Annotated in this window: 11 protein-coding genes; 7 read left to right on the top strand and 4 right to left on the bottom strand. The window is 35.2% G+C overall.

Annotation, left to right across the window (positions count from 1 at the left end; all coding sequences use genetic code 11):
- Positions 1-14 precede the first annotated feature (14 nt).
- The 7 genes from ACYVHJ_RS05400 to ACYVHJ_RS05370 all read left to right on the top strand — a co-directional run bounded on the left by ACYVHJ_RS05400 (position 15) and on the right by ACYVHJ_RS05370 (position 9,087).
- The gene (locus ACYVHJ_RS05400) at positions 15-2,177 is read left to right on the top strand and encodes a bi-domain-containing oxidoreductase (protein WP_460513258.1); all 2,163 of its coding nucleotides are present in this window, start codon (positions 15-17) and stop codon (positions 2,175-2,177) included.
- Between the two features lie 222 nt (positions 2,178-2,399).
- Positions 2,400-3,488 (top strand): glycosyltransferase family protein, encoded by a 1,089-nt coding sequence (locus ACYVHJ_RS05395; RefSeq protein ID WP_460513256.1) that lies wholly within the window; start codon positions 2,400-2,402, stop codon positions 3,486-3,488.
- Positions 3,489-3,755: 267 nt separating this feature from the next.
- Entirely contained in the window at positions 3,756-4,955 is a 1,200-nt protein-coding gene (locus tag ACYVHJ_RS05390) for a delta-aminolevulinic acid dehydratase (protein ID WP_460513254.1), read from the top strand.
- An 81-nt stretch (positions 4,956-5,036) separates the two neighbouring features.
- The gene (locus ACYVHJ_RS05385; RefSeq protein ID WP_460513252.1) at positions 5,037-5,798 is read left to right on the top strand and encodes a WecB/TagA/CpsF family glycosyltransferase; all 762 of its coding nucleotides are present in this window, start codon (positions 5,037-5,039) and stop codon (positions 5,796-5,798) included.
- Between the two features lie 21 nt (positions 5,799-5,819).
- Positions 5,820-6,923 carry a glycosyltransferase family protein gene (locus tag ACYVHJ_RS05380; protein ID WP_460513250.1) on the top strand — a complete coding sequence of 368 codons (1,104 nt, stop codon included), beginning with the start codon at positions 5,820-5,822 and terminating at the stop codon, positions 6,921-6,923.
- Between the two features lie 71 nt (positions 6,924-6,994).
- The gene (locus ACYVHJ_RS05375; protein ID WP_460513248.1) at positions 6,995-7,957 is read left to right on the top strand and encodes a hypothetical protein; all 963 of its coding nucleotides are present in this window, start codon (positions 6,995-6,997) and stop codon (positions 7,955-7,957) included.
- Between the two features lie 14 nt (positions 7,958-7,971).
- Positions 7,972-9,087 (top strand): glycosyltransferase, encoded by a 1,116-nt coding sequence (locus ACYVHJ_RS05370; protein WP_460513246.1) that lies wholly within the window; start codon positions 7,972-7,974, stop codon positions 9,085-9,087.
- A 219-nt stretch (positions 9,088-9,306) separates the two neighbouring features.
- Here ACYVHJ_RS05370 and ACYVHJ_RS05365 read toward each other — a convergent pair whose 3' ends face one another.
- From ACYVHJ_RS05365 to ACYVHJ_RS05350, 4 genes are all read right to left on the bottom strand, one after another.
- On the bottom strand, positions 9,307-13,971 hold the full coding sequence (locus ACYVHJ_RS05365) for a malectin domain-containing carbohydrate-binding protein (RefSeq protein ID WP_460513244.1): 4,665 nt from the start codon (positions 13,969-13,971) through the stop codon (positions 9,307-9,309).
- A gap of 982 nt (positions 13,972-14,953) precedes the next feature.
- Entirely contained in the window at positions 14,954-19,537 is a 4,584-nt protein-coding gene (locus tag ACYVHJ_RS05360; protein WP_460513242.1) for a malectin domain-containing carbohydrate-binding protein, read from the bottom strand.
- An 878-nt stretch (positions 19,538-20,415) separates the two neighbouring features.
- Positions 20,416-21,540 (bottom strand): mechanosensitive ion channel family protein, encoded by a 1,125-nt coding sequence (locus ACYVHJ_RS05355; RefSeq protein WP_460513240.1) that lies wholly within the window; start codon positions 21,538-21,540, stop codon positions 20,416-20,418.
- A gap of 338 nt (positions 21,541-21,878) precedes the next feature.
- Positions 21,879-23,108: an MFS transporter gene (locus ACYVHJ_RS05350; RefSeq protein WP_460513238.1), complete on the bottom strand. Its 1,230-nt coding sequence runs from the start codon at positions 23,106-23,108 to the stop codon at positions 21,879-21,881.
- Positions 23,109-23,265: the final 157 nt, after the last annotated feature.

Raw genomic sequence — 23,265 nt, 5'->3', positions numbered from 1 at the left:
TATTCTTTAAAGCAATGAAACAAGTTATTCAAAATTTTAAAACTGGAGAGCTTTATGTAGATGAGGTTCCTGTTCCTGCGATTTCTGAGGGGATGGTATTGGTTGAAAACGAATATTCACTCATAAGTGCCGGTACGGAAAGAAGTACGGTAAAAGTAGCCCAAGCAAGCTTAATAGGAAAGGCTAAGCAAAGGCCTGATCTGGTGGCTCAAGTGATTCAGAATATCAGGAAAGAGGGATTTTCAGCTACCATGAGTAAAGTTAGAACCAAGCTTGATTCATTAAAAGCTTTGGGGTATAGTACTTCCGGAAAGGTAATAGCCTCAATGGATAATAATGGAGCATTTAAACCTGGTGACAGGGTTGCTTGTGCCGGTGCAGATTATGCTTCTCACTCCGAAGTGATTTCTGTTCCTCAAAATTTGGTAACCAAAATACCGGAAAATGTAAGTTCTGATGAAGCAGCTTTTACTACTTTGGGATCCATAGCGCTTCAAGGGGTTAGACAAGCAGATCCTAAATTAGGCGAAAAAGTTTGTGTGATTGGTTTAGGCCTACTCGGTCAAATAACTGTTCAACTTTTAAAAGCCAATGGCTGCTCAGTTTTTGGGATAGACATGTCTGAGAAACTGATAGAATTGGCGAAAGAATCAGGTGCGGGTCAGTCCATGCACAGGAATGACTCCAATTTAATTGCCGCCTGTGAGAATTTCACAAACGGAAGAGGGTTTGATTCTATAATCATAACAGCTGCAACTCCAACAAATGATCCGATTGTACTTTCTACTGAAATTGCACGGAAAAAAGGTAAGATTATAGTCGTGGGTGCGGTGAAGATGGAAATCCCTAGAGAGCCTTATTTTTATAAAAATGAGCTTGAACTTAAAATTTCATGTTCCTATGGACCGGGAAGGTATGATGTGGATTATGAGGAACTAGGTAAGGATTACCCTTTTGCCTATGTTCGCTGGACCGAACAAAGGAATATGGAAGCCTTCTTGGATTTGATCGCTGCAAAGGCAATTAATATCAAGCCCCTGATTACCCATTTATTTGATATCGACGAAGCAGAGAAAGCTTATGATATTGTGATGGGTAAAGTACAAGAACCTCATATTGGGATATTGTTAAAGTACCAAGAATCTGCCTCCAAGCTTGAGTCCATTACTAAGGTAAACAATGAACCTATCAAAGAGATCAATGCAGGTTTTATAGGCGCGGGGAGCTTTGCACAAAGTTACTTGATTCCGAATGTTAAATCTTGGGGTGGTTCATTAGATGGTGTAGTTACTTCTAAGGGAATAACAGCCAAGAGCGTCTCTGACAAGTTTAAGTTTAATTTTTGTTCTTCTGATGGAAAAGATGTGTTGAACAAAAATGATATCAATACCATTTTTATTGCTACACCGCATGTATCTCATGCGCCATATGTAATTGAAGGATTAAAATCCGGGAAAAATGTATTTGTAGAAAAACCTTTGGCAATGAACATGGATCAACTGAAAGAGGTAGTCCATGCCGAAAAATCAGCAGATAAATTATTGATGGTAGGTTTCAATAGGAGATTTGCCCCTGTGTCTGTAGAGTTGAAAAAAGAGTTCATAAACACTGGAGAACCTCTGGTGATTAATATTAGAGTAAATGCCGGTTTTATTCCTAAAGACCATTGGTCTCAGATTCCTGAGATTGGAGGAGGACGAATTGTAGGGGAAGTTTGTCACTTTATTGATTTAATGCAGTACTTTACTGACTCTGAACCTGTTAAAGTATATGCTGACTCTATTAATACATCAAACGAGCAAATCACTTCCGCAGATAATATGGCAGTAACTGTCAAGTTTAAAAATGGTTCGGTTGGAAACTTAACCTATTTGGGCAATGGAGATAAGTCCTTACCTAAGGAGAATATTGAAGTTTTTTCCGGAGGAAAGGTTGGAATAATTCATGATTTTAGAGCAGGTAGTCTTCATAAAGATAATAAATTGATTAAGCTTAAGTCCAGTGGAAAAGGCCATTTGGAGGAAGTACATCAATTTCTAGATCAGGTAAAGGCTGGTAAAGAGAGCCCAATTTCCTTTGAATCAATTTGCCTAACCACGCTGACTACATTTAAAATCTTAGACAGTCTCTCCACAGGTATGCCTCAGGACATAAGGCTTGAAGAAATTCTGTCCTAATTAATTTTATATCTGGTGGTTTAGTAATTTAAACCACAACTTAGGATGTGTTCCAAAGTTTTGGGATACATCCTTAAGTTTAGTTTATTGCCTAAAAGGAAAAAGTGGGATAGCTTTAAAAATTACCCGATTACCCTATCGAGTCAATTATTAGAAAATCTGAATGAGTGGTAAATAAAACAATACTGATAAATTTTTTAACCGAAGAATGATATTAAACTGATGGAATTTATTGTTTACACCAATACCGAATGGGATGGACCTCCTAGAGCGAGGCATCAATTATCCAATGCCTTGGCAAAAAGGTTTAAAGTGACTTTTGTTGCTGCAAATACCATTGGTTTACCCGGATTAAAAAGTGAAAAAGTAAAGGATAATTTTGAATTACTTACACCCTCTTTTCCATCTAGTTTTAGGTTAAGGTACCGCATGCCTGTTTTGAATGAAGCTTATCAGGTTTGGTTGTACCAAAAGCTTAAAAAGCGTTTTGAAGGCAAGAATGTTGTCTTTATTTGTACAGATTTTGGCGGACACCTGATAGGTAAATATTTCGATAAATTTATTTACATGGCCAATGACGACTTTATAAACAATGTCAAAGTACCGGGCTGGATGAAAGCTTATACCACTTTTACCCAATCTAGGTTGGTAAAAACGGCAACATTTAATTTGGCCACTGCAAAAAAATTGGTGAATGACTTTGCGGAAATTAATCCCAAATCGTATGAGTTACCTTTAGGGGCACCAGAGTTTTCAAAGGTTGATATCACCAAACTATCATTGAACAATAGCGGGGACAAAGTGAAGGTGGTTTTGCTTGGTTTTATAGATAAGAAAAAGACACCACTGGTACTTATCAATAAAATTCTTGAGATTGATAATGTAGAATTACATTTGATTGGGCCGATTAAAGATGATTTTCTAGATCATATTTCTAAGGTGGAAAAAGTAAAAGCTCACGGAGTCATGACAGGAGATCCTCTTAGTCTAAAGCTTTTGGAGATGGATGTGGCTATTGCTCCCTATTATATGGATGACCCTAATACAGGCAGGACACCTAATAAAATGTGGCAGTATTTGGCTACAGGAAGACCTGCTGTGATAACAAATCTGCCAAATGTAAGGCATTGGGAGTTTCCTGAAGGAACTGTTTACAAAGCCAATAATGACGATGAATTTGTGGCTTATATAAAACAAGCCCATAAGGAAAACACGATGGAATTGATGAAAGAAAGAATAAGCATAGCTTCAAATAACTCTTGGACCAAAAGAGTAGATCAGCTCTTGGCTTATATAGAAAGCTATTATTAAGGGCCTGTATGGGGTTGGCTTGTTTAATGAGGTAACTATTGGAATCTTTTAATCATTTGATTTCATAGGGATTGAAGGACTTATCGACATGGGACTTGCTTTTTTTTAAGCGGATTTCATGGATTAAAAAATACTTGTATTAAATTGAGGTTGAGCAACTTGAAAAGTGTGGGGCCTTGGTTTTGCTTAAAAAATAACTGTTGTCCAAGAGATTTTTTCTCTAGGTAATAAGCTAAAATTAACGAATGCTACCTAAAAACAATAAAAATGAGTGAATCAATAGATTTTTTCAACTCTTTTGAAAAATTGGCTGCCTTTTGTTCTCACGAGGAGTATAAGGGATATGACCCTTACGATAGTTTAAACAGTAAGCTGTTTCAGGCAGTTCCTTTGCTTTCTACCTCACGAATTGCAAAGCTTGCCTGGACTCAATTCTTTAAAAGAGCACCTTTTAACTTAAGACCATTAGTGGGTGTACCAAAAGAATATAACCCAAAAGCATTGGGTTTATTTCTAACAAGTTATTGTAATTTGTATGAAATTGATTCTCAGTCAGCCTATTTGGATCAAATCAATTTCTTTGGAGATAGAATATTGGAACTGCAATCCAAAGGGTGGAGTGGAAGCTGCTGGGGGTATAATTTTGACTGGCAAGCTAGAGCATTTTTCCAACCAAAATATACGCCCACAGTGGTGGCTACTACCTTTATTGCTTGCGCCTTGCTTGATGCTTATGCCGTCACTAAGCGGGATGAGTTTTATAAAGCTGCAAGAAGTGCTTGTGATTTTGTGTTAAAAGATTTGTATCGTACCTATGATGATAAAGGAGACTTTTCATTTTCCTATTCTCCCTTAGATAAAAGTGTAGTATTCAATGCCTCACTATTGGGAGCCCGTTTATTAAGCAGGGTGTATTCCATTTCAGGAGAAAAGGAATTGTATGAAGAAGCAAAGAAAGCAGTCAATTTTGCTTGTGGATATCAACAAGAAAATGGTGCATGGAGCTATGGTACCCTTCCATTTCATCAATGGATTGATAATTTTCACACCGGGTATAACCTTGAATGTCTATCTGATTTTGCAAGGTTTACCGGAGATCATTCATTTGATAACTATTTAGAAAAGGGCTTTGATTATTATATTCAAACTTTTTTTACCCCTGAGGGCATTTCAAAATACTATAATAATAGTGTTTATCCTGTTGATATACATGCACCTACCCAATTACTGATTACCTTGGATAAGTTAGGCTGTTTTGAAGCACATAAAGAAATGGCCACTAAAGTCATGGGGTGGACCATAGAAAACATGCAATCTCCGAAGGGATATTTTTATTATCAAATCAACAAGCATTTTACATCGAGAATTCCATACATGCGCTGGGCCCAGGCGTGGATGTTTCTTTCCTTTACTGTTTTGTTTAAAAATGATAAAAGCCTATACGGCCGAAAAAGTGACGTTATTTGATTAACCAATATTTAATATTTTTATAATAAACCCAGAGGAAATTAATAAATAGATTGTTTAGATTATTAAAACTAAAGTCTGATGAAAGAGGTAAAAAGAATTAGTATTTGTAATGTTCCTGTAGATTCCCTTACTATGGATGAAACAGTAGCATTGATAGATCAAAGCATCAGGAGGAAAGAAAATTTACATCATGTTGTGGTAAATGCAGCCAAGCTAGTGAATGCTCAAAAAGACCCTGAATTAAAAGCGTCAATAGTGGAGTGTGATATAATAAATGCAGATGGTCAATCCATTGTTTGGGCCGCGAAATTTCTTAAGGAGTATTTACCTGAAAGAGTTGCAGGCATCGACCTTATGGATAATTTGGTGGGGCTGGCAGCTAGGGAGAATTACAAGATCTTTTTTCTTGGTGCCAAAGAGGATGTTGTAAATAAGGTTGTAAAAATTTATTCCGATAAATATTCACCGGAAATAATTGCTGGTTATAGGAATGGTTATTTTGGAAAAGAGGAGGAGTTGGGAATTGCCAAGCAGATCAGGGATTCAAAGGCAGATATCTTATTTGTGGCGATGAGCTCACCCAAAAAAGAAATTTTCTTAAATAAATACAAGGACATCATGAATGTGCCTTTTATTATGGGTGTAGGAGGTAGCTTTGATGTAGTTTCAGGTAAAGTGAAAAGGGCTCCGGTATGGATGCAAAACATTTGTCTTGAATGGTTTTATCGGACCATGCAAGAACCGGGGAGGATGTGGAAGCGCTATCTTACAACAAATATTGCCTTCGTGAAATTACTTGTCACGGAACGCTTTTTTCCTACTAGCAAAAGCAAAACCTAGTTTAACCTAACCATCGAAATATTGAAAGTCAAGGAAAAACCAAGATTGCTTTTGGTTAATAACTATAACATGGAGAAGGCTTATCATCTTTGGGAAAAGGGTGAAAGTGGGAGTCACCATGTATGGGGAAAAGTTGAGTTGGAAAAAAGAGGGAAAGTAGAAGTAATAATATTCCCCCATGAAAAATACCGTATTCTAAATAAAATTGGTAATGTTTTTAAAATAAAACACCTTGACCAACAGTTGAGAATATTATTTTATGGTAAGCATTATGATATTTTATATGCTCCCTACTCTTTGTCAAATACCAGGTTGTTGATTGTATTGAAACTATTAGGTATCTACAGAAAGCCTATTCTAGTAACCATACACCAGCCTTTTATGAAGACAAACTCCACCAATAAATTTTACCGCTGGTTGAGTAAAAAATTCCTGTTTCAATATGATGGTATCATCTTTCTAAGTGAAAAATTGAAAGAGATTGCAGTGAAAGCATTGGATATAAGGGACAAGGATCAATTGGCTAGGATTGATACAGCTCAGTGGGGACCTGATACTAATTTTTATAATAAAATCACATGCAAAGAAGGAGATAAATTAAATTATTTCATTAGTGCAGGCCATACTTCAAGAGATTATGTCACCTTAATAGAGGCTTTCAAAAAGATGGACCATGAGCTTAAAATATTTTGTACACCAAAATCTAAACCTCAGATGGATAGGCTGCCTTCTAATGTGACCATTAACTCTTCTTTCATTCCGTATGAAGCATTGCTCAAATACTACAAAGAGTCAATTGCTATATTAATTCCCTTAAAATATCCACTGGTTCAAGAGGGGTGTCAAGGGATGACTAGTTTACAGGACGTTGTAGCTTTAGGTAAACCAACGGTAATTACTGAAAATCCATGCATAAATATTGATGCTGCCAAAGAAGGGTTTGGGATAACAGTGGGTAAAGGAGACGTTCAAGGCTGGATTGATGCAGTCGAACTTATAGCTAATGATAAGGCTGTTTTTCAAATGATGAGTAACAGAGCAAGGTCGGTGTATAAAGAAAAATTTAACGCTGAATTATTTGGAGAAAAATTAGAGAAAGCTGCTCTCAAAATTCCTTTAAGATAGTTATATTGGGCTTTTGTAAAAAGCCTAGAAATCTATTGACATTTTTAAATTAGTAAACAGAAATTTAAGGTATGAAATTGTTTGGTTTAACCAATGTTTCAATTGAAGACAAGTCGGATTATCGATTTGAGGAGTTGAATGAATCTAGGTTTATAAAAAATGTGATAGATGAATTAAAGGACCTGCTTCAGGAGAGGTTTGATGATTTCGAATTTTTTATTTACTCAAATCACCGGGTGAATAAAAGAGCTCCTGATTCAGGAACTGATATTATGCCCCCAAGTGGGAACTATAAGTCCGATAAAAAGAAAATTCTTCTTTATTTTTCAGATGAAAGAGGTTTAGACCCTAGCTATTTTTCTGATAAATATTTTGCGATTTTTAAATCATATATTGGGATGAAAGCTGTTGCGAAAAACGTTTTTCCTTTGGCTTTGGGCTATGTTAATGCAGTCCCTGAGTTGCCAAATAAGCCGTTAAAGGATAGAAAGTACAATGTTTTTTTTAGAGGAAATTTAAACATGAACAGAATTAATTTCTATCGTGTGTTTTCTAAATTGGGGAAACTACTACCTTCCGAAAGCTTATTGACTCATGATTATTATAGAAAGTTTTTGTTGAAATTGAAAAGTGATTTCAGTTCATTCTTTCCGGAATCATTAATTATTTTTAATAATGGGTTTAAAGCTGGGTTTACTCCGGTTGAATATGGAGAGGTACTTGCTGATTCAAAAATCGTATTGTGCCCCAAAGGCTTCTTTATGACAGAGTGTTTCAGGCATTTTGAAGCAATGCGAGCGGGCTGTGTCATTATTTCAGAACCTTTGCCAGATACTCCATTTTATAAAAACTCTCCACTTATTCAAATAAAAGATTGGAATGAGGGATGTAAAGTGGTTAATGAACTATTGAATGATCAGGACAAGCTCGAAGAAATTCATAAAAAAACGCGTTCTTGGTGGAAAAATAAGTGTTCAGAAAAGGCTACTGCCCAATACATTGTGGAAAATATTAACAATTTGGAGCTAAAATAAATTGCCTGCAGTCTATGAAGGGAAAAATTAAAGTTCTTTTAATAAACTCTTACTCCTTTGAAAAAATCCTTGACAATTGGAAAAAGGGAATTAATCCGAGTCATTACCTCATGGGTAAAATTGAATTGGAAAAATCCGGAGAGTTTCAGGTTGATATCCACCCACACCAAAAGTACAAATGGCTGGATACGGTTGGAAAGGTTATTAAAATCCCGTTTTTTGATCAGCAGGTTAGAGCTTTATCAAAAATAAAAGATTATGACCTTGTTTACATGCCCTATCCCATATCCATCAGTAAGTTATTTACCTTATTGAGAATTTTTGGGTTGCTTAACATTCCGGTGGTTGGCTTAGCCCATCAAAATTTTATTTATTATAAAAATAAAAATTCAATTCTGAATAAGTTGGGAGTGAAGCATCTGCGTCAAATTGATGCTTTTGCATTTTTTTCAAAAAACCTGATGCTAAAAACCCAAAAGGATTTAAATTACAATCAATTTGAAAAAGAGAATAAATGTTTTTCAGTGAGTTGGGGAGCTGACATTGATTTTTACAAAAACATTCAATCTGGAAAGGAAAGTGATGCTGTACCTTATGCCGTTTGTGCAGGTACAGCAGACCGAGATTATGATATACTCATCAAAGCATTTGAAAATATTCCTATCAATCTAAAAATTTATTGCACCCCTAAAACAATTCCTGCATCTACCCATTTACCCCCCAATGTTTCCGTAGATACTTCATGGGTGCCTTATGATCAGTTGTTAGAAGAATATGTTAATTCTTCATTTATCATTATTCCTTTAAAGGAAGAAATCAGAAAAAAGGGGAATACTTATGGATTGACCGTACTACTGGATGCCATGGCCGTAGGCAAACCTGTGTTAATGACGCAACATTCTTTTTTAGATATTGATATTGAAAGTGAAAATATTGGCCTTTGGGTGGAGGACAACAGCCCGGAAGGATGGAATAAAAAACTTCTTCAGATGATTGGAAATGAAACTGACCTTGAAGCGATGGGGAAAAAAGCAAAGCAGCTTCATTTGGAAAAGTATAACATTCAAAATTTTGCAAATCAAATGGCAGATGTATTCAGGACTGTGCTAAGTCGCAAACGAAAAAAATAAATAACTTGCTAACATAAATTTTTTCTGTATTTCTACTATCCATTGAGGTTTCATTAATTTTTATGCCTTCATTTAGAGGCTTTTTCCTCGCTTGGATTGTTTTTTTAAGATTAATATGGCTTCAATTCTTTATTAAATATTAATTGGTTTTTCTTGTAAACATAAAATCCCTGAATTTTCAGGGATTTTATGTTTACAAGAAATTTTATAATTTTTCAATTATGGATTAACAATAAGTCGCTGTTTATTGATGATGGTTTGCTCATTGCTAACACTTACCAGGTATATGCCTTGTGAGAGGTTGTCTAGCGGTACATTGAATTGATTGTTGGAAGTTTTGATACTTTCCAAATCAAAATGGCTTACCAATTGACCATTCATATTGTGAATGATTACTCTTCCTTGACCAATCTCAGCATTAAGTTCCAAAGTGGCTCGACCTTTAGCAGGGTTAGGGAAGATTCTAATTTCGCCTTTAGTGGTTGTTTCAGTTTGAACATCCATTTCTTTATATCCCCTGTTATACATTTCTTTATATCCTCGGTTGAAGGAGTTTTGAGCTGTTCTCAAATTGGCTGCTATATCAGTGCTTTTTGCTGCATTCCCTATAATTGCAATTCCAGATATACTCGCATTATTTGCCTCAGCATTCAATTCTAAAATCATCTTACCGTCGGTTACATCTATATTTTCAAAAGAAAGAACGGTAGGAGCATTATTGTTTTCTACAAATAGATCAAAATCATTTTTCAATAACTCACCCTGTATAGAGATGTCGTAAACTCTTTTGCCAGCCCGAGCAGCGCTTCCGGCATGTCCAAACCAAATCTCATGATGCATGGTAAAGACAGTATAGGTTCCATTCGGCACAGGAATTGTATATGTCAAGTTTTCCCCACTTCTTTCTGTATGGAAAAGTGCATTGACATCGGTTATTTCATTTTTATAGCTGTTGGTACCGTCGCTGTAATATTTTTCAGTATTGGTCTCTCCCAGATAAGTGATGCCATTTAATGTAGCATCTGATTTGTCACCGGTATTCAAAAAGAAAAGGTAATCTGAATCAATAGATTGCATTACTTCTTCAGATTCTTTGATAATGGAGATACCAGAAATTGATACATTATTAGAACTAGCTATTAAACTTAAGTCTAGAGCGCCATCAACAACTTTAATTCCTTCGAAAGTAAGGACGGCTTGTTGGTTATTGTTATAGGAAAAGATGTCAAAATTATCCATAGCCAAATTGTCTTCTAAGAATATGTCGAAGACCCTTTTTCCTTCTCTAGCAGTAGAACCACCTTTACCGAAATACAACTCATTGTGGTAAGTTTTAACAGTGTAAGTTCCATTATCAAGTGGTACTACGAATTCCAATGTAGAAGCATATCTTTCAGCTTGAAAGATTTTGTCGTTGCTTGCACTTGCATTGGTAGATGTTTTAGAGTTAGCCGAGCTAATGAAAGCTGTTACGGGCTCAAAGACGTTATTCTGAAAAGAGACTGCATCTTTATAGCCAGTATTCAGGTGGATAGAAATTCCTTCTTGCTTCTCTGAGGAATCGGGTACCTCTACAGAGGGTTCTTCAATTATTGGTGATCCAACAGGAACTATAGCTATTCCAGAAATCAGACTGTTGTTGGCTGAAGCATTAAGCTCCAGGTCTAGGATTCCGTCCTTTATCTCTATGGAATTGAAAGTAAGGGTAGTTTCTTGGTTTTTGTTTTCAAGGAAAATATCAAAATCTTTCTTTACAATATTTCCTTCAATAGAAATATCAAATACCCTTAGACCGGCTCTTTCATATTTCCCATTGTTTCCAAAATACATTTCGTTGTGGTAGGTACTGATGTTATAAGTGCCATTTTCCAAAGGAATTTCAAACTTAAGGTTTTTGTTGAACATTTCAGTTTGAAATAAAACTTCGTCACTTCCAGATGCGTTGGTAGCAACATTCACACCTGATGATTTAATGAATGTCTTGTTTATCGCTTCGAATTCTTGGCCTTCATAAATGACTGTTCCATTGTAACCCACATGATAATAAATCCCTTCTAATGTATGGTCTGTTCCATTTTCAACAGGACTTTTTTCAACTTCCTCAGTCACTTTGGTTTTTGCTGTAAATGTGATTTCGGAAGAAGTGCTTATATTACCATCTATGTCTGTTACAGTAGCCCAAACGTAATTTTCACCGGCTGGTATTTCCGGAATAATTGCCTGATAAGGTGATTCTTCACAAGAACCTATCAATTTCAATCCACAATAGAAATCTACTTTTTCGACCTTATCGTCCAAATTTATAATCTCACTTCTTAATGTTACATTGTCACCTTCTGTAAGCTGTGAAATATCTTCACTTACGATTAGGTTGATTTCTGGTGTTTTGGGAACTTCAATTTCCTCTTCGGATTCAAAATCTCTAGCTATTCGAATAAGTACTATTGAACCATAAGCTGGAATTGTAACATTTCCTGAGAACCTTTCCAATTTGGCATTAACATACTCACCAGATAGTGCAATAGTTTTGCTGTTTTTAGTGGGGTTGTATTCAAATAAAATTTCTTCATCAGGATTAATAAATGATGCTTCAACTTCTACAAACTCTAAATCATCTAACCAGTAGGTGAAGTTTTCTTCTGTAGTTGTAATCAAAAGGGATACGTCATTTACATCTGCATATGGAGAAACAAGTACCTCATAACCATCAAGGCTAGTATTTACTTCAAATGTGGTCATGGCAGACAATTTTTCCCAAGGGCTACCGGTGTACCTTAAGTAAGTGGAAATGTTTCCCACTTTATTAGCCAAGGCATTGAATTTTAATAAGTAAGTTTTATCCTTTTTCAATTCTCCCAAGACTATTTTAACAGCACTTGATCCGGAAGTGGTAACTTTAAGTGCTCCACCATTTGTCTTACTATTTGACTCCCACTGTTGTTTACAATTGCTACAGTATACCCCACTCACATTTTGCTCGAAGGAAGAATTGGCATAATAGCTCGATCCAATTTTTTTGGTGATGGTATAAGTGGAAATGTCTACGGAATTACTAACAGAATTGATATCTTTTCCGAATTTAGCACTCCATTGTTCTAAGTTGTCTATAGCCGCTACTTTTTGTCCATTTCTAATGTATTGATTTTCAATGCTGAATTCATCACCTAGTGGCCTGAAAAAGTAGTTTTTGTCAAAGCTACTCAATGATTGCATATCATCTTTGTAAGTTTTAATAGAGTAGGAATTTTGATCGGAGGTTTTTAGAAAAAATTGATTGTTAATGACGTTATTGTTTCTAGTGTCTTCTCCGATAACGCTATTTCCTATAGTCAAAGCTGAATGAGAATTGAAGAAAGTGTTGTTTGAGACAAGGATATTGTTCACATTAGACATCTTTAAACCAGAGTTTTCAGTATTTCCAATGGTGTTGCCTATAATCTCAATGTTGTTGGAGTTGTCATCAAGGAAGATGCCTTCAGCCAATGGCCTGTAGTTAACCCCTTTGTCAGGAGTACCTCCTTTACTTCCAATGCTATTTACCACAATATTACCTTCAATTTTACGGCCTTTATACCCTTGATACTGTACCCCGCCAAAGGTGTAAATTCCTCCACCGTCACCCTTTATCTGGCAAAAAGTATCAACAAAATTATTTTTGACAACTGAATAGTTTCCATTGAACTGGATGCCGTTGAAACCTGAATTAATGATGGCATTGTTTTGAACCAATACATTTTCTCCATAGGCAAATATACCTATGCCTGCAGCATCTTCATTTTGAGTTCTCCCAGCGACCAACGCCGTTTTAGTTATTTCATTATCTCTAATTATTGCATTGTCATTACCATACCTTAGGTACATTGCATTGTTATAAGTGCTGTTGATATTGTTCTTTTCTACCAACAAGTCTAATACTTCTAGGGAAAGGATCCCATTCTCTCCAGAAAAGTTAATTTCAGAATTCGCAATTTTGATATTGCTTCCTCCTTCTAATTTGATGGCGTCTTTGTTGGCACCTTTAAAGTTGATGTTTTCAATAGAAACATTAATATCCCTATAATCCTTAATAAGTAAATTGTCCAAAGTACTTACTTCTATTTTCATAGCCGAAGGATTGCTGGATCCGAAGAAAACGTTAATTTTCTTAGTTGAAGGATTGAAATACCATTCTCCAAAGGTATCAAGGGTCTTGATGTGGTTCTGAATAAAAAAACCGTAATCTCTTTGAGCTGGATAAGCACTGATGTTTCCATTGTAGCGAATCTGACTTCCGCTATGTGAAGAAATTTGGTGGGTATCAATTATCCATTGGTTTTTTTTGATGACTACCTCTCCACCATTCCAGTCAGGTGATCCACCTAGCTCACTACTTGAAAGCAAGTAATTACCACTTACATCATCAATGTTTAAATACCCTTCATTAGCAACATTATTGTTTGGAAATCTTCCTAATTCATAAGCTTTACCATTGATCAAAAGAACCTTAACAGTAGAGGTATTGATAGGAGAGTTGCTCTCATAAATTCCATTGCCTATAGCTTTCCATTCACTCACAGTTTTTAAAGAAGTGATGATTGGCTTGGCTCCAGAACCGTAAGCTCCAATTTTAATGGGAGCATTTAAAGAACCTGAGGCACTTATATGTAATGTACCATAAAAAGTTTCGCCTCTATTGAACAAAATGGCATCACCGGGCTTAAGGTAATTGAAAAGTGAATTTACCTTATCAATAGACTTCCAAGGGGTAGCAGGGTTTTGAGCTTCTGCTAAAGACCGATTGTCATTTCCTTTTTCTTGAGATACATAATAATTGGCTGCAAAAATATTAGATAATGGGGCTGCCAAAACTATTAGAAAGGAAATGGAGAAAAGTAACGCTTTCATGACATTGTAGTTTTAAGTTATTATTATTTTCATTTCACAATCACCTTTTGATTCAGGTGCTTGTTAATTTTGTCCTACTTTTTTTGATTTATGAAGTCTCAAAATGGTATTTTGATTAAAAGAATCTTGTTTTTTGATTTTCATATATATCAAAATGAAATTCTAAAAAAGAATATCATATCAATAATAAGCAGTATAAAATTCTTATTTGCAAATGTTAGCTTTGGGTGAATGCCTTGCGTGTAGGGAGAAATAATTGAATAATTTCAATAGGTCAAAAGTATATTGCTTTTGGAAAGGTGAATTTTGTTGATGATCTAAAATTCAGTAGAGAAAAAATTTTTTTAATTTTTTTTACTTCTTCAATTAATTTCTAATAGGTTTAGCTATTCTAAGGAATTGTGAGAAACTATGCCCAAATAGTGGGTAGGAAGTATAAGAAGTGAATTAAGAGGAAGCTGATAGGTGAAAATTTTAATTATAAAGGAATTTATACATTAAAAGGGACTTGACCTGTTAATTTTAAGTCGACGGATGATGGTGTCGGCAGGAGGTGGATTTTTGAAAATGGCTTTTGCTTAATTATAACTTCTGAATATTACCTAAGTCCTACAAAGATAAACCAATAGCATTGATGGGTTGGAGGATTAAATCATTGAAAGCCTTTGGTATGACTTGTCCTTTGAGCCTATTATAATAATTGGAAGTGATTAAATAATGTAGGATGTAAAGAATAGGACTCTAGCCGGCTGGAAACCTTAAGGATATTAGCCTGTTTTTCGAATCAAGCTGCAGAATGGTAATGGTACGAATGAAAAACTAATTTGGAAATGGGTTGACCCAATTACAAAAGAATCGTGTAATTTGGCCTATATAGAGGATTGATTTGATTATAATTAACCAATAGGAATTTAAAAATATTAAAGTAAAAAAAAGGCCTTGTATATTACAAGGCCTTTTTTTTATCGTCATTTAATTGGTTTTAAGGCGTAACTGCAAGTCTCAAGCGCTCTATTACCCCGATGTCAGATGTAAGTGTAACAATATATATACCTTGTCTTAGGTTTTGAACAGGGATTTCGTAATTGCCATCTGAATTTTTTACTTCTTCTGCATTAGTAAAAGAAATAAGCTGTCCGTTAAAATTATGAATGCTAATATAGAAATTACCCAAATCTTCTCCAGTTTGAAGGATAGCATAAGAAATAGCTGGATTTGGATAAATTTTATTTTCTAAAGTGGGATTAAAACTATTCTCCCTTGCTTCATTCACTGTCAAAATTTCCTCAGTTTCGATAAACAATTGTCTTAAGTTACTATTACCTAAGTTGATTTTACCACTTGGGAAAACTGCGATTCCTGAAACTAAGGCATTGTTTACAATTCCCTCAAAATCGAGATTTAAATTACCATCAGATACTTTGATGTTTTCGAAACGCAAAGAGACAGGTCTATTTGAGTTTTCAATGTATAAATCTACATTATTCTTGACTGTAGTATTTTCAATATTGATATCGAACACCCTATTGTTTACCCCTGTTTTAGAAGTGATTTCACCGAAGTAGTTTTCATTATGGTAGGTGATTACTGTGTACTCTCCATTCGATACCGGAAATTGATATTTCAAGGATTTACCATAACGATTGGATTGAAACAATTTGTCTGAACTTGAAGCCGGGACATTATACAGGTAAGAATCAGCTGGTATCTGTACTTTACTGTCTTCAGATACGAAGTTAACTCCCTGGTAGTCAGTGTCAGTGTCGCTTCCGACGTTGATGAAAAATGAATCTGTGTCCAACTCGTCATAAAATCCACTCATAGGAATGATAGCTATTCCAGCAAGTAGCGCATTATTTACGGAAGCTTTAAGCTCTATTTTTAGTTCTCCATCCTTTACAAGTATGTCATTGAAGATTAAGCTTGTTTCTTGATTGCCACTTCTGGCATAGAGGTCAAGATCATTTCTAACCAATTCATTTTGAATAAAGATATCAAACACTCTCATACCAGCTTTTCCATCAGGGTGTGTAACTCCAAAATAGTTTTCAATATGGTAAGTTTTAACCCTATACGTGCCATTTTTAACTGGAATCGTGTAAATTAAATTTTCTGAAAACCTTGTGGAATGGAACAAGGGCTGATTTGAAGCTTTAGTATTTTCAGAAATTCCTGATGGAGAGAAATGCTTGTCAATATAATCCGACACAAAAACATCCCCATTGTAATTCTCGCTTGTTGTTCCTCCTACATTGATGAACTTTGCCCCTTCAGTTGGTTCCGGAACTTCTGTAGATAGACCTCTCTCAACAATTGAAATGGCAGAAATAATTGCGTTATTAGCCGAAGCAATTAAATCTAGGTTTAAGGTACCATCTGTTACCTCTATGTTTTCGTGAGTCAATATTATTTCTTGATTTTTACTGAGCGCATATAGGTCAAGGTCTTTGTATTTCGTTTCTCCATCAATAATGAGATCAAAAACCCTTTTTCCATTACTTCCTGCAACACCATTTACCCCAAAGTGAACCTCTTGATGGTAAGTCTTTACAGTGTAGGTACCATTAGGTACGGGTATTTTATAGGTAAGATCTTCATTAAATGAAATGGACTTAAAGATTGATCCTGAAAAATTGGTTAGTTCTAAAGAGTTAGATACACCAGTTGATACATTGGTTTGACTTAGTGGGAGAAATTTATTTCCCTCATATATCTCTGCGTCATTTGAGCCAATATTAAGGAATAACGAAAATCCACTAGTAACAGGGCTTTCATTATCAGAACCTGTTGTACCTGGATTAATTTTTATAGGAATGAGATCAGAAGTTGCTACTTCTGTATTGGAAGTATTGATAATCACCGCACTTACTTGATGATTACCCGCATTTCCTTCTTCCCAAGAAATACTATATGGTTGATCTGTAGCACTACCAATCAGTTGACTGCCGCTGTAAAATTCTATTTTACTAACATTATCAATATTTGGAGTTATTTCTGCAGTTAATTCAATTTTTTCACCGAATTCAAAACTGCTGTTGGCTGTAAGTGATGTGATTTTTACTTCTTGTTGAATATCAGGCTCATTTACTGGGGGAAGCACAACGTCAGAAGTTCTTACCAATAAAACTGAGGAATAAGGTTCAATTTGATAATTGCCTGAAAATGTATTTCCTTTTACGTCTTTAAATGTTCCATCTAAAAATATGGACTTCTTAGATTTAGAAGCGTTGTATTCAAATAGGAATACGTCGTCCGGGTTTGTTAGCTCTACATTAGCCTCTTTAATTTCTAAATCATCAATCATGTATTCCCAGTCGCCGACATCAGAAATAAACATGATTACCGGATTAGGAACATTTTCATATGGCTTTAGTAAAACAGAAAATTCTTGTACCTCAGGACTTACTTCAATTGCTGTACTCGGTGAAATTACTTCCCAAGGGGTTCCGGCATACCTCAAAGCTATCCTAAGGAATCCTTTTTTGTTACTTTTGGCTTTAAATTTAGCTACGTAGGTTTTGTTCTTTTCCACACTTTCTATCCTAGCCAGTGCAGAGGAATATCCCGGACTTTTGACTTTAATGGTTCCATCTAAAATCCCATTGGGTTCCCACCCTAGGGTACAGTCGTTACAGTAAAAATCATCTATGCCTTTTAGAAACGATAAATTATTATACAGGAGCTCTCCTATAAGGTTTAAAAGACTAAACTGTTTAAACTTATCTTGCTTGAATGTAGTTGAAGTATTGTCTTTGCTGAATGTGCTTTTCCAATCATCTAAGTTTTTAATTTCCTGTAACTTCTTACTATTCTGATAGTGAGTTACATATATACTATGTTCATCACCAAGGGGCCTGGCGAAATAGTTCCGATCAAAAGTACCAAAGCTTGGTATGTCGTTCTCTTTATATGTGTTAATTCGGTAGGAGTATTGGTCAGTTTCTTTAGAGAAAAGGACATTATTCGAAAAGGTTACATTTCGGACGTCTGTCCCCCTTTCACTGTTGCCTATCAATGCTTGGGTGTATGAATTGTAAAAAACGTTTTCTTTGACTGATACATTAAAAACATTGGATGCTTTAAGCCCAGAATAATTGGTGTTAGCGATAGTGTTTTTATTTATTGATACGCCATTTGCATTGTCATCTAAGAAAATACCACTTCCTTGAGGATGGTGGTTGGATACATCATGGTAGGGGGTTCCATTATTGGAAGAAAAACCATCCACAATAATATTATTTTCAATTACACGGTTGCTAAAAGTGGAAACTGAATTGCCACCAAATGTGTAAATTCCACCGCAATCATTTTTTAAGAGGCAAAATTCCTGAATCAAATTGTTTTTGATGGAGATATTATTTCCATTAAAATGGATGCCATTAAACCCTACACTTTTTACAATATTATTCTCAATTATAACATTATTACCTGATAAAAATATACCGTTACCATTATTGTCTTGATTTTGCCCACCTCCAGGAAAAGGGAAACTATTTTCAATGCTATTGTCCTTAATAATGGCATTGTCATTTCCATACCTTAGGTTTAGTCCTGTGTTTAGGGAATAATTAATTCGACAGTTTTGAATAACCAGGTCCTTGATGTTTAATGAGTTAACCCCATTTTGACCCGAGTACTCAATGTCGGTATTGTTCAAAACGATATCACTACCTTCCCCGATATAAATTGCATTTTTATTTGCACCTTTAAAGTGAATACTCTGAATTAATAGGTGGTCGATGTTATAAGATTTTACAAGGAGATTTTCTAATGTACTAACAAGTACAGTGTGATTGTTAGGATTTGAATTGCCAAAATATACATTTAATTTTCTGGAATTATTGTAAAACCACTCACCGAATTTATCAAGAGTAGAAAGGTGATTCTGAATAAAAAAACCAAATCCGGTGCTTGGGCTATATGCCCCTGAACCATTAAAATTAACAGTTGAACCTGAATTAGACTTAATCAAATGCCTATCCAGTATCCATTGATTCTTTCTAATAACTATTTCTCCATTACTGAAATTTGGCGCACCTGATAATTCGTCACTACTTATTGAAGCGTTTCCGGAAAATGAGGAAACAGTTAAATATCCACCATTTTTTTCGTCACTATTTGGAAATCGACCCTTCTCATACAATTGATCGTCGATGGTGACTATATTGGTTTCGTAACTAGAGAATGTGTTAGTGCTCTCATATCGGCCATTTCCAATGGATTTCCAGCCACTTACCTTTTCGAAGGAGGTGATAATTGGTTTAGGCCCCGACCCATAGGCATCTATTTTAATGGGATTTCCAGGACTCCCGCTCTGATTTGCTTTTATAGTGCCATAAAAAACATCCCCTCTTTTTAAATAAATTGCATCTCCAGGCTTTAAACTACTAAAAATGGCATTTAATTTGTTGATAGATTTCCAAGGAGTATCCGGATTTTGTGCTTCCGATGTACTTCTCGAATCGTTACCATGTTCAGTTGAAAAATAGTAGTCTGTTGCAATTGCATGTAAACTAAAGAATAGGAGGCTGAAACAGAGAATAAGTTTAGATAAATTTTTATTCATTGGAACTTGTATTTAGTCGGTGGTTGGTTAATATTTCTATTCAACTAAGGTTTGATATATCTATTCTATAGCCCATAATCATTTGATTAGGACAAATTGTTTTACCAGTGAAGTTTTAAAATAGGCCACTTCATCTCGATTCGATTCCCTTCTAGCTTAATTTTTACTCGCACTTAACTAATGCCTTCGCTTGGGTAATTAAAATATCGCGTTGGCATTGATGTGCTATGAAATTTCGTACCAAAATTTCATATTCAATCTGTTTTTATAATCTCAGTAACATTAATAGGTGAAATAGTTGGCGGTAATTTACTGAAACTTAATTATACATATAAATTTAAGTATGTAATACTAATAAAAATGCATTTAATATACAACGGGTTGGTTTATAATTTTTTAGAGGTTTTTTTTTTACCGATGCATCGGCTCATTTAATACTAATTTTTTTGTGGGTTGAACCCACAAAATGGTCAATTTCTCAACAAGTTTATAAATTTATTCGTTAAAGAGTAAATTATTTGCTAAAAATTACTGTTAAATTTTGAAATTAATGCGGATATGACCGTGATTTATTTCTTTTTTCGTAAATATCGCCAATTTATTTATTATCAATTATTGTTTTGGGAAAATTATTGATTTTTGCTTAAATCAATAACAAATGCTTTAAAAAACAATGATTTTTTAAGAAGGGTTTACTAAGTATTATAAAAAGAACACCCCAAATCATATGTGTACAATTTGGGGTGGTTATTGGTAAAGATGATGATTCAATTCACTTTACATTTTAAAAAAAAAAAATTGGCGTAAGCCCACAGTTTCTTTTACCAGTGGTAATTTGTTATCTATGAAAGTATTGTTGTAGGCAAACGCTTAACTGCTTAGCCTTTTAAGTTTTCTGCTTCCTGATCTTCTTCCCCAGCTGAGGAATTTTCAATCTTTAAATTTTGACCATTCTCGTTTCTTACGTATAATGTACGTGTTGGGAATGCAATAGAGATACCCATTTCTAAGAATCTATCAAAGATTTCGAAATTGATTTGCTGTTGGATGTCCATATAGGTATTATAAGCCGCGTCTTCTATATAGTAAACAACTTCAAAATTAAGACTTGAATCTCCAAATTCTTTAAAATGTGCTCGGTCAAAAGTAATGGGTTGTTGATGGTTTACGATCTCTTTTAAAATTATAGGTATTCTTTTTAAGTCTTCATTGTTTGTCTCGTAACTTACCCCGACGCTAAACAGAATCCGCCTTCGTTGCATCTTTTTGTAATTGTGAATTCTCGAGCTTGTCAAGTCACTATTTGCAATGACTAGTTGTTCCCCCGAGAGTGTCTTTACGCGTGTGGTTTTAATACCGATCTTTTCTACAACTCCATTCTTGTCATCTATTACAATAAAATCACCTATTTCTATGGGCCTGTCAAAAAATATCACAAAATAATTGAACAAGTCACCTAGTATATTTTGAGCAGCAAGGGCTACTGCTATACCACCAATACCCATACCGGTAACAATTGCGGTTACGTTGTAACCTAAATTGTCAAAGAGGAATAATATACCTAATCCCCATATTAATACGTTGATAATGAGAATGATTCCACCTATTTGCTTGACTTTTTCTTCTCCGTTCTCTTGTTCTCTTACCCAGGTTTTTAATAACAAGATCAAGACGCTGGAAACTAGCCTTACGATATAATAAGCGAGAATTACCTTGTGAGCATTGGCAAGGATTGCTCTAAACCCCTCAGAAATAGTCAGCGTTCTTATGCCAAAAAATACTATAGAGATATATAATGCCGGAATAACAAACTTCTCTATTGCCTCCAATAAAAAATCATCCAAGTTCGTGGCTGTTTTCTCAGTCAGAGATTTAATTTTTTGAAGTATTGTTTTCTTAAAAATTCTGACGATTAAAATGCCAATAACAATGATTCCCAACGCAATTAAATAATCTTGGGTCGTATTGTTCCAGAATTCGAAATTGAGGTATTCTTCTAACATATCATGATTAGTTTTAAAGTTTAAATCAAAAGAATTTTGGGTTCTTGGTAATGATTTTATGAGTAGGTGTATATGGGATCTTGGTAATGGTTTTTAGGCAAAAGCCCTATAGTTATTTTAGCTTTAATAGTACAATTCTTTTTGTCAAGTCTTATTAAGCCAGATTTCTGATATTACTCAGGTGTAAATAATTGTACCTTATGATAAAAAGCATTTCAAACAATGGGTTTTCTTTTTTTTAACAACCTAACCAATTAATGTAATAATCAGACAACCTATAAAATAAAAGGAGGCACAATAAATGTGCCTCCTTTATTATTTTAAGTAGAAAATTTTTATTAAGCTGGGCTTACCGCCTCTGTTTTTTTAGAATTCTTTTGCCAGAAGAAGAAGATGGTAAACAATACGATCAGTAATATGGGGAAAAATGCCATGTTTTGAAGCGTCGCTTGACCAGCAGCCAACTCCAATGCGTCTCCTGATAACCCTTCAGCACTTTTTTCTGCCCTAGAGGAATCAATCCACCCACCGATGATAGGTTGGAAAATTGCCGTTGAAAACATTCCTATTCCTCCGATAATAGACATACCCAAGGCTCCACTTAAAGGTACTCTTTGTGCTACCGCACCGACCATGACAGGCCAGAAGTAAGCAACACCCAAGGCGAAAATGATGGCTACAATATAAGCTATGGGGCCAGTAACTACACTGAAAAGTAAAATGCCTAATGTGGCCAAACAAGCTCCGGTTAATAACACTCCTGTTTGACCTAGTTTTTCAACTACTGGTCCTGCAAAGAATCTTGCTACGGCCATTACTCCTGTAGTCAATGCCAATATGATCATTGCATCAGCACCACTGCTTGCTAAGACGATATTTACCCATTGCTGTGGGCCGAATTCGGATATAGCTGTAAATGCCATGCACACAAAAAGAAATAGAAAGACCGGACTAAACAATGCTTTGAAATTATTAAGCAAAGAAGTGGCTCCTTCCACTTTTGCCTTTGGAAATGTTTTTCCAAAAAACAATACGGCATAAATTACTGTAGGAATCATTGTCACCCACATCTGAGCTTCCCAGCCCAGGTTTAACCCTGTCATAAAACTTGAAATCAATGCTCCAACCATAATTCCCCCCGGGAACCACATATGAAACCGGTTCAACATTTTATTCATTTTTACTCCAGAGTACATGTCCGCAATCATTGGATTACATGCAGCTTCGGTACATCCGTTACCAAAGCCAATAAATAAAGTTGAAATGAGAAGTGTTGTATACCCTCCGGCATATATGGTTAATAAAATACCAAGCGTGTGGGCCACAAATGCTACCCTCATGATATTTTTGGGGCCAAATGAGTGGTAAACTATTCCTCCAATGATCATTGAAATTGGAAAGCCTAAGAACCACATTGAGTTTATAAAACCTAATTGAGCTGCAGAAAGACCGAAATCTTCTCCTAACTGTGGTAGAATGCCGGCTCGTATACTAAAGGTGAATGCGGTGGTAATCAGTGCGAAACAGCTCCCGTTAAAGAGCGCACTTTTGTTAATGTTTTCGTTCATTGAATTTGGGTTTAGAAGTTTTATACATTTTTTTCAGATGGTTGATCAATTTAATTGGACAATATATAAAAAAAATAAATTTACCTTTTGCCCTTTTATGTAAATTATCCTTAAAAATTTGGTGAATCTCTCTTCAATTGCTTGAATGTATGTATTT

The sequence above is a fragment of the Cyclobacterium sediminis genome (assembly GCF_054781075.1).
The sequence above is the reverse complement of the archived record's forward strand: the minus strand, read 5'-3'. Positions and strand labels throughout refer to the sequence as shown.

What these genes read in the sequence shown, in the direction of transcription:
- ACYVHJ_RS05400 (WP_460513258.1), top strand. Translation starts at nt 15, where the DNA reads ATGAAACAAGTTATTCAAAATTTTAAAACTGGAGAGCTTTATGTAGAT.
- ACYVHJ_RS05395 (WP_460513256.1), top strand. Translation starts at nt 2,400, where the DNA reads ATGGAATTTATTGTTTACACCAATACCGAATGGGATGGACCTCCTAGA.
- ACYVHJ_RS05390 (WP_460513254.1), top strand. Translation starts at nt 3,756, where the DNA reads ATGAGTGAATCAATAGATTTTTTCAACTCTTTTGAAAAATTGGCTGCC.
- ACYVHJ_RS05385 (WP_460513252.1), top strand. Translation starts at nt 5,037, where the DNA reads ATGAAAGAGGTAAAAAGAATTAGTATTTGTAATGTTCCTGTAGATTCC.
- ACYVHJ_RS05375 (WP_460513248.1), top strand. Translation starts at nt 6,995, where the DNA reads ATGAAATTGTTTGGTTTAACCAATGTTTCAATTGAAGACAAGTCGGAT.
- ACYVHJ_RS05370 (WP_460513246.1), top strand. Translation starts at nt 7,972, where the DNA reads ATGAAGGGAAAAATTAAAGTTCTTTTAATAAACTCTTACTCCTTTGAA.
- ACYVHJ_RS05365 (WP_460513244.1), bottom strand. Translation starts at nt 13,971, where the DNA reads ATGAAAGCGTTACTTTTCTCCATTTCCTTTCTAATAGTTTTGGCAGCC.
- ACYVHJ_RS05360 (WP_460513242.1), bottom strand. Translation starts at nt 19,537, where the DNA reads ATGAATAAAAATTTATCTAAACTTATTCTCTGTTTCAGCCTCCTATTC.
- ACYVHJ_RS05355 (WP_460513240.1), bottom strand. Translation starts at nt 21,540, where the DNA reads ATGTTAGAAGAATACCTCAATTTCGAATTCTGGAACAATACGACCCAA.
- ACYVHJ_RS05350 (WP_460513238.1), bottom strand. Translation starts at nt 23,108, where the DNA reads ATGAACGAAAACATTAACAAAAGTGCGCTCTTTAACGGGAGCTGTTTC.